Source organism: Trueperella sp. LYQ141 (genome assembly GCF_046599555.1).
Classification (GTDB): Bacteria; Actinomycetota; Actinomycetes; order Actinomycetales; family Actinomycetaceae; genus Trueperella.
This window is the reverse complement of record NZ_JBKIWQ010000001.1, coordinates 439627-452922: the sequence shown is the minus strand read 5'-3', so window position 1 is coordinate 452922 and position 13296 is coordinate 439627. Positions and strand designations below refer to the sequence as shown.

Genomic DNA, 13296 nt, shown 5'->3' with positions numbered 1-13296 from the left:
CGCGTCAGGAAATTACCTACTGGTAATCCGCGAGCTATTATCCACACCTGACGGCATCAACTGGTTCGTATCTCCAAGTGTACTGAGAATCCTCATGCACAGCCCCATTTAGCGAGACGGTGCGCCCCACCGTAATGGTGAAGCCATCGCCACCGGCGCCCGACGGCTCACAATCGGCTGCCGGATTAACTCGGGTCGTCGGTTTAACAAAGTTCCGCTTCTCGCCCTGCCAGACTTTGACGTCCCAATACTTCGTTGACCACAGCCGAGTATGAACTTGACCGTCCGAAACCCACGCCTCAATCAACGCACCGTAAGGGGTGTTATTCTCCCAAATCATCTGAATCTGATCGCCCCACAGAGTGGATTCTAATCCTGCCGGATAGCGAGAAAAATACTTCGAGTGTGGGGTATGCGCGACGTCAACCATTCCCGCCCGATACCCAATATTGAAGGTGTTGGTCGATAGCTGTGAAAGCCCTCCACCCATCGCTTCAGAGTTAAACCCGTTGACAACCACACCAGAGGAAACAAACCCATGTTCCGTATCAACGGGCCCTAGCGCCTGGCCAAGATTGAACCGCTCCCCTGGCTTAACAAGCGTGTTATTAATGACGGCAGTACCGCGAACAAGGTTAATCGTTCGCACCGAATCGGAGGTCAGCGGGGTGGAAATCTCCGAGACGACCTCCTTGATTCCCATAGACTCAGCCATCTTCGTGCTAAATGCCGCGTCCTGCTCAGTCACGGCAGCATTTATCGTGCGCTGCGCATTGGCCGATACCGCCAGTAAATCATTACCGACTTTCGCAATATCAATGACCTTCCCCGGTTGCGAAGGAGTAATAACCGGAGCGCCATTTTGAATCGTGATCTTCGCGTCTATCGGCGGAGTCAAAACCTCGCTCGCCGCTTGATTGAGAATCTCTCCCAATTTTTGCTGATCGACTGCCAGCTTTGGGGTATCCGCCTGCGGCGAATAGCTCACCATTTGCGCAATCTGCTCAGGCGAAACCGATACCTGCTTGCTTTCAACATTGACCGTCACTGGAGCAGAGAACAACGGCGTCACCTGCGAACGAACGAACTCATCCATGTCGGCAGTCGTAATAGCTGCCTGCGCGGCTCGCTGCGGCAGGGTAATCGGACCATCCGAGGTGAGCCACTGTTGAGCAATCGCCTCGCGCGAAGCTGGAACATCGACTTCAACCCCGTCCGTAGCCGGAGTAACCGTCGCATTCCCGCCAGACAGCGTTAACTGTGCATTAACTGGAGCGACGTTAAAGGTTCCAGCCACTCGAACAAGCTGAGCGTCCAACTGCCCACGGTCCGTCGTCACAACGGCATCCACGTTCTGTGATCCAGTCACATGCGCCCAAAGCCGCCGCGGATCAAACGAGAAACCCACCAGCTTATTTAAGGTTGCGTCATAATCAACCGCAAGCGAAAAAGACGCAGGATCAATCGTTTCCGTTTTAGCATTTCCGGTAAATGCCACCTGGCGAGGAGCCGTCAACTTTTGGCTCAATCCCTGACGAAGCTCATTTTCGGCCTGTTCACGCGTCATTCCACCCAGGTTCACTCCGGCAACCGAAACATTAGCCGCAATGCGATCCCGACACAGATACGCAGCACCGACGTACAACCCCGCAAGAACGATCACAACAGCCAAACTGCCAAACAGCCAGATCTTAAGACGCCGCTTCCGCCGTGGCCGATTTGAACTGTTTTCTTGCGGAACTGCAGCTTCCGCCTCGGATAGTTCACTCACGATGCATACTCCTTATTATCGCCAGCTACGATTCTACCGATCAGAGTGGGAAAAACCGCATTGTATCACCAGAATCACGCTCTGACGCCTCCACTTTCCACCGCGGATGATCAGCTACGATACCGAACTGTTGCCCTGCGAAGGATTTTCCGTTGAACCACCGCAAGCTCCGAAAGATTCCGAGGGGAGAGCAGTTGAGGAAAAATCAGAACGGGAAATATCTGATGGCGCGGTTGGTTCACTACCGCGCTGCCCAGATACTCGCGAGCTACGACGATATGCCGCAATATAAGTTATTGCCGCAGGCAGTAGTAACCCGCATACACACAAACCAATCCAAGCATTTGACACCCATGCCTGCGTGGATTGAAAAAGATCGTCACGTGGCGGCAGATATAACCACCATGCCACCGTGGCATAGGCGGTCAGGGTATAACTAGCAAAGCACCAACGCGCCCCCAACTCCATACAGAACCACGCCCCACACATGACGATCGCCGTCGCTAAAGCCAAACCATAGAGCGGCCGATCAATCGGGCCAGTATGAACAATCGTTGCCGCACTACCAGCAACGACACCACACAGCAAGCCAATAATTACCTGAAACCAGGGGCGTGTACGCATAAAATGAGCCCTCCGCTGCTGTCAAACTTCTCTCTTGAGACTAACACTCACCCGTTACCCCATCGAGAATCGCGGCTATGCCAAGGGCCACATCCACTATCAGCGGTATTCGCGCAGTAGCACATCTCATCCGCAACTATGCGCTATATTCACTCCCCGCCCCGCTTAAGGCTCATCTACCATAGGGAGTCGTCCACAGTTGCGCTTACAGACGCATGCAGCGCTATCGGCAGGGTAACGCTTTTGAGATCACCGACGCCAAGGAGCCGCCTGGCCAATACCGCCCTTTGCTTTCCTTACCTACGACCCAAGCACCCGCCCGATCTCGGCCGCGAGCACTCGTTTTTTCCTGCTATCAACTACAGCGCGAGCAGCCCTGATAACCCCGAACAGAAAACAAATCAAACGCAAAAGAGCACAGGCTACTAAATCTAAAATTCTCAAACAACGCCGTGAGTAACGCACACATACGCGCATACCACGAGAAAATGCCGGGGCGGCGCGAGCCCCAGTAATACCGCACTTATCACCGCACACTATCGCACATTATTGCGAGATTATTGACTCAGGTAGATCCGACCTGAAAGATAAGAGCTATGACCGTAACTCTTCGTGGAACATCCTCACGCTTCTACAGCATTTTCATTGCAGTAGCCGCCGGTATCTTACTCATCGCCGGCATGATCCACGGTGGCATACATGAACTTATATGGACGTTGCCTGCCACTCTATTCATGCTTGCCCTGGCTTGGGTAATGTTTTGGAATCCACGTCTTGTTATTGGGCCAGGCGGGCTCCACGTTATCAACCTATTTCGCGAGCACCACATCCCCTGGGCAGATTTCTCCTATGCCGAAAACCGTTGGGGGCTATATCTTTACTCCCGCTCACATCGCAAAATCAGCGTATGGGCAGTGCCCTCAAACGTCGGTTTATTCTCGAACTCGTGGCGAGATCGCAAAAAACAACGCAAGGATCCCACGTCATTAACCTGGGCAGATTCCGGAGCAGAACACCGATACTGCGATGTCCCCTTTGCCGCCGATCTCATCACAATGCGCGCTCAACAGATTGCTCGCCATTCCTCCCTACGCCGAGAGCTCAGCGCGCAGCTTGATACCCCGTGGCCGACGCAGACAACCGCGCGCTGGCAGATCATCCCACTGGCTTTACTGGGCGTAACCCTTGCCGTCTTGGTATGGCGATTAGCCGCTATATAGCGACCTCACTCGCTTTGCCACATCTGCCAGAGCTTAGCGTATTCCCCGCCTTGCGCAACGAGCTCGTGATGCGAGCCAACTTCGGTAACCCGCCCATCAATCATGACCACAATACGGTCAGCGTCATAAGCGGTATAGAGCCGATGCGCAATCGAGATCACGGTTCGCCCTGTCAATACCTGATTCAAGGCCTGCTCGGCAGAACGCGCCGAACGCGGATCAAGCAAAGAGGTAGCCTCATCGAGGATCACCACGTCGGGATCAACCAATACGATGCGCGCCAATGCCAACTGCTGAGCTTGGGCAGGGGTCAGTTCATAATTACCCGATCCGACCTCGGTTTCTATCCCATCTTCTAGCTGGTCAATCCACTGAGCATGCACAGCCAATAGCGCCTCACGCAACTCACTATCCGTGGCCTGCGCGCGAGCAAATCGCAGATTATCAGCAATCGTCCCAGAAAAGATGTGATTTTCTTGGGTGACGAGCGAGACGGTCGAATGAAGAAGCTTCTCCTCTAATTCCATGACGTTGACTCCGCCGACACAGATCTCACCGTGATCTGGCGGATTAATACCGGCAATGAGACGCCCGAGAGTCGTCTTTCCAGCCCCCGATGGGCCAACAATAGCTAACCGCTCCCCTGGCCGAATTGCCAAGGATACCTCGTGTAATACCGGATCGCCCTCATGATAGGAGAAACTGACGTCACGTATCTCAATGCGATCACCGTCGGGAATTGCCTGCGTCACAGTGCGATCTGGCAGTACCTCACTGACGCCAAAGATCCGCGCTAATGCCACCATGCTGTACTGCAATTCGTCAATCCACCAACAGAAGATTTCCACTGGCGTATTAGCTTGCCGCACGAGAAGCGCAATCGACACAACCGCTCCGATACTCGCTCCACCCCAACCAATCAGGGCCGCTCCCCACACAATGGCAATAATCGTCGGGACGTTAACGACGAAGAAAGTCCCCACCAAGAACATCACCCGCATCCACGCGGTATAGCGGTCGTTATCCCAGATTTCTTGCATGATAACGCGCGTGCGGCGTTCTCGATACTCCTGCATAGCGAAAGCATCAATACTGGCTGAATGCTCTACCGATTCAGCAGTATCCCCGGCAAGTTCCGCATGAATCGAGCTGATTGCTAAATATCCGGCAATTGAACGGCGCAGATAGAAACGGGCGACGAAGTACTGCGGAAGAAAAGCGATCATTGCCACTAGACCAATACGCCAATCAATAGCAATACACGATATGGCAATCACCACCACCTCCAGGGTGGTAACCAATAAGCGCACCAGGCCGTAGCGCACCATACCTTCCACTCGACTGACGTCCGTCGTTGACCGCCCCAGCAGATCGCCCGTCCCCGCCTCCTCAACGACCGATAGCGGCAAATGCATCAGAGTGCGGACTAGATCCACGCGAATAACGCAAAAGGCCTTCTCCCCTAATACTCGGCTGCGATATTCCCCTAACCAGGTGAAAACAAAATTCAGCACCATCGCGACGACGAGTACGCAAATATAGACCCGAATAACGGATAACGAGGTTCCTTCAGCTACCGCATCGAAAGTTTTACCGATCACCCACGGGGTGATGACCGCCGCTACCGCGACAATAATCTGATAGCAGGTAGCGATCAGGAACTCGCGGCGGAACTGCATGAACAGCGCCAGCATGCGGCGCATAATCGTGTAATTCTGAGCGATAGGGAGTCGCTTCATCAGTTCTCACCGTCCTTCTCGTCTCCAGAGGTATAAGCCGCAGCCCGGTTGACGACCGCATGATAATCAGAACGAGCCAGCAGCTCATGATGCGTTCCGCGAGCAACTTCTCGCCCGTCGGTATCCAGGAAAATCACTTCATCACTGCAGGATAAAAGCAACGGAGACGCCGAAATAACCACCGTAGTACGACCGGATCGTTCCTGATACAAGCGCTCGGCAATACGCGATTCCGTATGAGAATCCACGGCAGAGGTCGGCTCAATCAGGATCAATACTGGCGCTTGCCGAGCAACCCCTCGAGCCAATGCCACTCGTTGACGCTGCCCACCGGATAACGATCGACCACGCTCAGCAATATGCCCGTCTAAGCCGCCGTCTAAACCATGAATAATGTCGAGGGCGTCGGCAGTATGCATAGCGGCAAGGAGCTCATTTTCCGGCAGCGCCACCGGATTATCCTTATGTTGCCGCTGCGCCACACCTGAGCCATCCCCGTTATCTCGGACTTGATGGGAGACGTCACGGGCAATTGGCCAAGCGGCATTATTGCCCTCCAGATTTGAGCGCAGCCGCCCTTGGAATAGCTGGGCAACCGCATCCGAAAGCACAATCCCCGAACGAACCTCAGCGAGAGAAAAGGCCGTCAGCGGAATATCCGCCGATTGCGACCAGCGGGCTGTAACGAGGTATTCATCGTCCGTGCGTGCCAGCCGCTGCGCTAACTGCCCGCTAATATCCGGATCAGCACAAACCACAACGGTATAGCGCCCAGGAGTAATCTTCACATGCGAGGTGCTATCAACCAGGTGGGCTTCTTGCCAGCGAATATTCCCATCCGTATCTCGTGGCACGTGCCGCGTCAGCTCAGTATCTACCTGGGAATCGTCCACGAGCGGAGTAATACTGGCAATCTTTTGCAGTCGCTTTGCCGAAACACGTGCGTCGGTATAGGACTGAATTATCATGGTCAGATATTCCAAAAGCGCAGCCATATACGCGCAATACCCATAGAAGAGCACCAGTTCGCCGTGCGTCATTTTCCCCAGATAGATCTGCCAGATTCCATAACTAACGACGATGACGATAATGAGTTCCGGCGCAAAGGCCTTCAAACCGACGAGTAAGGATCGCAGGGGCGCGGCGGCAATACCGTGTTGGGCAACCCGATCAGACTGTTTCTCATAGCGATTAACATAGACATCTTCTCCGCCGACACCTCGCAGAATACGCAAACCAACAACGGCATCGGTGGCCAAGGTCGTCAATTTCCCGGTTTCCGTGCGAAGCGCATTAATGTGCCGTTGGAGGGGTTTCATAATCATAGATATGCCGAGGACGGCCAATGGGAAACCCACTAAGACGATAAGGGCGAGCGGAACCGAGACTCGCAGCATGAACACGGCAGCAAAAATATACGCAAGGATTTGCGCCACACAGTCCGGCAAGGAGTATAGGAAGTAAGAGATACGGTTCGCGTCGGTGGAGATCGCCGAGACCATCTCGCCGGAGGGAATCTTTTCCCGACCGCCGCGGCGAATACCAAGAATCTTTTTCGTGACGTTAAGGCATACGCCGGTGCCACCCCCACGACAATATATTTGGTTTGTTAGCTCCGCACCCATTCCGATCAGACGGATAATCCAACAGACGCAGAAGATTCCCAGTGGCTCAATGAGCTGACTGGTTAATCCATTTTGCAGACCAGCGTCAATTAGCAGGGCAAAACTCCACGTCATGAGGATGCCGCCAATGTATTGGCACAAGGCAAAGATGGTGGAGAACCAGAAGAATCGAATGTTATTCCAAAAGAATGAGTGAATCGGCCGAGATAATTCAAGACCATCCGAGGACCACATATAGAAGAATCGCAGGCGATAGCGCGGTTCGCGCCCAATAACCACGACGCGATCAGCGATTGTACGGGGGCGACGTTCTACCTTGCGAGACTTCGCGAACGGGAAACAACGAGAAAAATAGTGAGAAAAAGCAGACATAATAAAAGACCTCAGTACGGAGCAAGGAAATGGCGTGCCGACCGCCACCTGCGATAAATACGCAGTTCAATTCCGGTTTTAGTACAGCAGCGAAATGCTACTGTGAGATCTCATTGTTCATGTCCATCAGGGTATCACCCCCCCCTAAAAGCAAAGCCACCGAGGCCTTGTGACTCTTAACATAGAGCCCAGCGCCTCAGTGGCATTCGCTATTTTTCGCCGATTTTCTTAGCTTTGACGATTCTTTCGTACTGCCAAGGCAAAGAACAATAGTCCAAATAGTAGACACATGATACCGACACCGAGTACCAGACCATGCCAGAACATATTGTCTTGTACGACTGGCGCGCTCGCCGCAGTTGCCTGACCATCTGCGCTACTGCCGTTTTGCTCGGCACTGGCGGTCATCGGCTGCGGCATACCTGATGGATTGGGCTGAGCCAAGAGTTGCCCTTCCGCCTGAGGCGCCTGACCGTCAGCATTATTAGGCAAGGTGCCGCCCGTATTCGGTAGCGTACCGCTCATTGTCGGCAAGGTAGCAACGAAGCCACCACCAAGTGGCGCACTCACCGCATTGTTTGCTTCGGCGGTCGGAACCGGAGCGAGATTCGCACCATTGGCATTATCAGGTGCCGGTATGCTCGGCACTGGTTGCGGTGCCGGCGTCGGGTTGGGCGCTGGCTGCGGATTCGGCTGAGGTGCTGGATCCGGAGTTGGCTGCGGATCTGGAGTGGGATCCGGCGTCGGATCAGGCCCCGGATCGGGCGCCGGCTGTGGGTCCGGGTTGACAATCTCGGGCAACTTTTGGTCAGCGATAATCTGGCTACCCATCTTGACCGTCTTATTGCCAACTAAGAAGGTCACCCGCAATGGCTGCTGGATCTTTTGCCCAGTGGCGTCCGTCCACTCGTAGAGGAAGTTCATCTGATACACCCCTTCGTTTGAGAAGAGGAAGTATTGATGGTCATGCGTCGGCTTAACATATTCCAGATGGGATTGCGGATCAGCGGAATCAATCGTCGGGGTAAAATCTGTAACCCCCATGTAGCCCATGACCATACGGCCAGGACCCGTGTAATTCTGCAGTCGAATCGTTGTTCCGGTATTCGGTTGCAATCGAGAGTGATCGAATTCCTGAGTTGAGAACCCGAGCCACGGCAACGCCTGATCTTGGGTCTGCGGTAACGCCCACAACCCCTCAGCAAATTCTGGATACTTTGCCGTCAAGGTATCCTTCGGAGCAATTCGTGCCCGATCGCGCACCGCAAAGGCGAATGTGCCGGATTCTCGCCGCACAACATGCGCCGGATTCTCCCCATCATTGAGGAAGGTAGATATAGTATCACCCTCCGTTGCCGCTGCCATATCCATATGCCCACGTTCAACCACATGCTGCGGGATCATATCCGACCACGCATCAATGAATTGCTGCTTGAGCGCGGCAACTTCCGGAGAATCTGGTTCTACCGGCTGCGGTTTCGGATCCGGGTTGGGATTGGGCTTTGGATCCGGTGTCGGATTAGGGTTCGGGTTGGGATTGGGGTTTGGATTTGGATCCGGCTTCGGATCTGGCGTCGGATTAGGATTGGGATTTGGGTTCGGGTTTGGATTCGGATTAGGCGTATCCCCCTTTGATGGAATCGGATACTCATCCGGGTTCGCACCATGCACAGTGGGCTGCGAGCAGCTACCAGCAGGGGTCACCTCCAGCAAAGGAGTACGCCCTTGCGCCTTACGCAGCTCGTTAATCGCGGAATTACCTACCACAAAATAGAGATTGGCAAAGCTATAGGCCTTCTGCCCGTCCGTCTTCCATGCCTGAGAATCCACACTCACCGGATAGACACCCGGGCGAGTAAAGCCGAACTGAAGCGGATACGCCTTCGGTTCAATCATCTGAACCGGCTTTGACCGCGGATCATTCGTCACTGTCAACGGCATCAGACCCTTGCCCTGATCCAGACCAACCATAGCCATGCTGCCTTCTGGACCTTCGGGGACAAAGTTGAACGTCACCTTCATCGACCCTAAACCAGAGAAATCATTTCCAGATAGATCCACGCCTAAACTGGGCGTCGTGGCATTACCAACCGTTGGAGTGATCCATGCCTGGTTACCGCCACTGCGGCGGGCAAACTTCCCTAAATAGGGATCGTCCTGCGATAGACATTGGATGGCACTATCCGGAACTTCGACAACCGTTGAATCGCCGTAATTATGACCAGCAGCGCTCATAACGCTCATAGTCAACGTGCTCTTTGCCGCGTCTATCGCCGTCTTAAAATGATTAACCCCTGAGGTGACGGTGTTCGCGCTCGAATCTCCTAACCAGTTATTCTCAATGGCAGCTTTATCCGCCTCTGGATTCGACTCATAGCGCTTATCGGCAGGTTTAGGCGCCACCGGCTCCGGATGCTCCGGCTGGCTCAAGCCCATTTCCGCCCGACGATCTTCTGCCGAATGGCTGATCTGGTTCAAACGAGTTGTCGTTCCCGCTGGCAAACCAACCGCTTCATCTGGGCCGACGAGCCAATATTGATCCGTCGGATCACTGCGTTCGATCGTGCCATCATAATGCTTACCTTCAGCGACCCACGTCAGGTGGTAGATACCCGCCTCGGAGAAAGTCCAATTCGTGTGCACATGACCGCCGACATTGAAGGTCGTCCGGCGAATATCACGCGAGGAGAATGAACGGCCAGCTTCTGCCCAACCGGCCTCATAATTAAAGACTTCCATATCTCCCGGGCCATCAAAACCGGCCAGGTTGAAATCCACGGTATTGCCGACGTAATCCGTCGGTACTTCCCATTCATGCTCAGGATCGAAAGCCCCGAATCCCGCCCAAATCGGCCGCCAATCCTGCTGGCGTTGGAACGGCGCATGCCACAGGATACGACCAGGCTGCCCGAGGAAAGCCGTCTTTGGATCCGTGGATACCACCATGCGCGAGACTTCTTCCCCGTTGACCGCATCGGGAGCCAACCGGAGACATACCTCGTTAGATGGGCGAACCTGCGTGCCATCCACTGTCATCACCGCGAGCTTGCCATTGTGCTTAGTGACGTAGGTGGCATCAATATGCGCCTGATACAGCAGCTTCTTTCCCGCACACGGATGCGGAACCTTTTTGCCGTTGACAGTCATCGTCAGATCGGCGGGTAACTGGACACCGGGAACCGGCTCACCTGGGCGATGCTCCGGTCGGTTCGTGTCATCAGCTTGGGCAAAAAATGGGGCAAGAATGAGACTCATCGTGCCAGTTAGTGCGGCTAACCAGCGAGAGGAGGAACGATAAGAGGTCACGATCATGCCTTTCTAATACGCGAAAACCGCGCAATAGGTGTGGTTGCGGAAGATGTTCGTAGTTGTGCAATCAGCCCCTGCTTGGGTGAAAACACCCACGCCAGCAGGAAAACCACCGTCACGCACAAGACGATAGTTGCTCCCGTGGGGAGATTGAGCGACCAGGATAGATACAACCCGAGGAAGGAGCACAATGCACCAATAATGGCTGAATACAGCATCATCAACTTCAGGTTGTCCGTTAATAACCGCGCTGCAGCGGCTGGAGTAACCAGCAACGCGAGGACGAGAATATTGCCGATTGTGCGCACGGAGATCACCACAGCGGCAGTCACGGTAAAGTACAGGACCAAATCCAGCCAGAACACTGGCAGATTTTGGGCGCGAGCCGTCTCCCGATCCAGGGAAACAGTAACGATTTCTTTATTCAGGACGAGTAACGTCGTCACCACAATAAATCCAACAACCGCCACCAAGATAATGTCTGAATCCGGAACGCCGGTGATAGATCCAAATAGGAACGAGGTCAGCGAGGCACTATAACCGTCAACTCGGGAAATAATAATCATGCCCAAGGCAAAAGCGCCCGCGAAGAAAATACCGATAATAGTATCTTCTCTGATCCGACGATTTTGCGAAAAGACGGCCACGAGGCAGGCAATCGCAATACCGGCCACAGCGCCACCGAGCAACATCGAGCCTTGTAACGCGAAAGCAATCGCAATACCAGGGAACACTGCGTGCGCAACTGCGTCACCGATAAAGGCCATTCCCCGCAAGACCACGTGCGTCCCCACAACGCCGCAAACGATAGCGGAAAGCACAGATACCAGTAGCGCTTTCGGCAAGAAAGACAGGACGGGGTTAGTTAAATCAGAGAAGAAATCAATGAACGAAATCATCGCGTCACCCCCACAGTCCGCAGCAACGGCGAATTCGGCTTCACATCAAAGGTCGTCATCCATAACTTCGGATCCGATAGCTCTGCAGGCGTCCCCGCCCCAATAACCGTGCGGTTGAGCAAAACAAGGTGCGAGCACACATCCATTGCCGTCCCAAGATCATGTGTGGACATCAGCAGAGCAGTTCCCTCGGCGGCCAAGGTATTAAACAGTTCGAGCAACAGTTCCTGACTAGGCATATCCAAGCCCGTAAACGGCTCATCAAGCAGCAAAATATCAGGATTTGTGGCGAGCGCCCGAGCCAGCAAAACTCGCTGACGCTGCCCACCAGAAAGCTCCCCAATGGGCCGAGTGGCCAAATCCGTCATCCGCACCCGCTCCAGGGCTGCCCATACCGCGGCGTAGTCGGCTTTCTTTGCTCCGCGCAGCCAGCCGATACGTGCCGTTCGGCCGGTGAGCACCACGTCATGAACATTGATAGGAAAATCCCACGCAAATTCGTGACGTTGGGGAACATAGCCAATCTTTTCTACGGCTTTCTTTCCCTGAATGCCAGAGACGCGAATCTGCCCGGAACGCGCTGGGATAAGCCCCAAGATCGTGCGCAGTAGGGTCGTTTTTCCAGCGCCGTTAGGACCCACCAAGCCCACAAAGGAACCGGCTTCAATCGTGACCGTAATATCATGCAAAACCGGGCGCCCCGATAAATCGACGGCGATATCGCGAATCTCCATCGGATGAGCCGTCATGCATTTCTCCTAGCTTCTTCCCGAGCTGCCGCATTGCGCTTGCGGATGATAATCGCTGCCAACGCCAGGATGAGTGCTGCCGCAAATAGCCCGATCGTGACCATCGTGACGGTGTTCATCGAATGTTCGTTGCGCTCTTGTGCGCTCGGCTTCGTCTCGGTGGCGGTTTTGTCGTCGGCCGCTTTAGGCTGAGTTTGGCTCTCATCCCAGGTAGCGTTGCGGGCCTGTGCCGGATCTACCCCGACGGCGAAGCGTAACGTGGCTGGCGCGCTCGCTTCCGTACCGTCAAGCATCTTGACCTTGATCTGCATCCGGACGAGATGTACGCCTGGCTCAGTAAAGACCCAGTTAGCGTGGGTATGGGTCTTGAGATCAACCCAGATAGGCTGCAGTTCATTCTTCTGGGAATCCCACAGCAACTGCGGCTGGCCAAATCCACCGGACTGCAAGAACACCGAGAACGCCCCCGGACCTTGATGCCCGACGTATTCGAAAGTCACACCCCGCTGGACGTTTTCCGTCACCGCCGGAGATTGGGTATTCCATCCCAACCACACCACACCAGGGATCTGGTTTTGCGGCACAGCATAGACGGTCTGCCCTGGCTGGGCGCCAGTGAAGTTATATTCTCCAGATTCCGGCAGGACCTGCTTTGCTGCGTCCCCCAGGGAAAACACCACATCATCGAGGTTGCGCCACACTGGATGATCGGCCGTATCGTCACGCGCATAGAACTGCAGCTTGCCATCGACCATCAACGGACCCATATCGACGTGCCCCTGGGAGATCACTGTTGCACTCCCCGTCGGCGCAACCACTTCATCATTCGTTACCGTCTGGGCTAAGGCCGGATCGTCGCCCTCCCCGTTCGGCGCAGCAAGCGCTGGCGTTCCAATCGTTCCAACCAAAACGGCACATGTGGCGCCGAGTACGCCGGCAATAGACCATCGAGCGGATCGTTTTCTCACGTCTTTCTCTGCTTTCTGTT

General features: G+C 54.4%; 9 protein-coding genes. 1 reads left to right on the top strand and 8 read right to left on the bottom strand.

Going from position 1 to position 13296, the window contains the following annotated elements; all coding sequences use genetic code 11:
• Positions 1-37: 37 nt before the first annotated feature.
• The gene (locus ACLHIJ_RS01800; protein ID WP_411295853.1) at positions 38-1771 is read right to left on the bottom strand and encodes a VanW family protein; all 1734 of its coding nucleotides are present in this window, start codon (positions 1769-1771) and stop codon (positions 38-40) included.
• A 114-nt stretch (positions 1772-1885) separates the two neighbouring features.
• Positions 1886-2395, bottom strand: coding sequence for a hypothetical protein (locus tag ACLHIJ_RS01795; protein ID WP_411295854.1), 510 nt, complete (start codon positions 2393-2395; stop codon positions 1886-1888).
• A gap of 596 nt (positions 2396-2991) precedes the next feature.
• On the opposite strand from ACLHIJ_RS01795, the gene ACLHIJ_RS01790 reads away from it, so the two are divergent.
• Positions 2992-3615 carry a PH domain-containing protein gene (locus ACLHIJ_RS01790; RefSeq protein WP_411295855.1) on the top strand — a complete coding sequence of 208 codons (624 nt, stop codon included), beginning with the start codon at positions 2992-2994 and terminating at the stop codon, positions 3613-3615.
• A gap of 5 nt (positions 3616-3620) precedes the next feature.
• Here ACLHIJ_RS01790 and ACLHIJ_RS01785 read toward each other — a convergent pair whose 3' ends face one another.
• The 6 genes from ACLHIJ_RS01785 to ACLHIJ_RS01760 form a co-directional block, all read right to left on the bottom strand.
• Positions 3621-5354, bottom strand: coding sequence for an ABC transporter ATP-binding protein (locus tag ACLHIJ_RS01785; protein WP_411295856.1), 1734 nt, complete (start codon positions 5352-5354; stop codon positions 3621-3623).
• The gene (locus ACLHIJ_RS01780; RefSeq protein WP_411295857.1) at positions 5354-7351 is read right to left on the bottom strand and encodes an ABC transporter transmembrane domain-containing protein; all 1998 of its coding nucleotides are present in this window, start codon (positions 7349-7351) and stop codon (positions 5354-5356) included. The genes ACLHIJ_RS01785 and ACLHIJ_RS01780 overlap by 1 nt, the downstream gene beginning before the upstream one ends.
• A gap of 228 nt (positions 7352-7579) precedes the next feature.
• On the bottom strand, positions 7580-10657 hold the full coding sequence (locus tag ACLHIJ_RS01775) for a choice-of-anchor M domain-containing protein (RefSeq protein WP_411298344.1): 3078 nt from the start codon (positions 10655-10657) through the stop codon (positions 7580-7582).
• A gap of 2 nt (positions 10658-10659) precedes the next feature.
• Positions 10660-11559, bottom strand: a complete 900-nt coding sequence (locus ACLHIJ_RS01770; protein ID WP_411295859.1) for an anchored repeat-type ABC transporter permease subunit — start codon at positions 11557-11559, stop codon at positions 10660-10662.
• On the bottom strand, positions 11556-12308 hold the full coding sequence (locus tag ACLHIJ_RS01765; RefSeq protein WP_411295860.1) for an anchored repeat-type ABC transporter ATP-binding subunit: 753 nt from the start codon (positions 12306-12308) through the stop codon (positions 11556-11558). The genes ACLHIJ_RS01770 and ACLHIJ_RS01765 overlap by 4 nt, the downstream gene beginning before the upstream one ends.
• The gene (locus tag ACLHIJ_RS01760) at positions 12305-13276 is read right to left on the bottom strand and encodes a choice-of-anchor M domain-containing protein (protein WP_411295861.1); all 972 of its coding nucleotides are present in this window, start codon (positions 13274-13276) and stop codon (positions 12305-12307) included. Before ACLHIJ_RS01760 ends, ACLHIJ_RS01765 begins: the two co-directional genes overlap by 4 nt.
• Between the last annotated feature and the right edge of the window lie 20 nt (positions 13277-13296).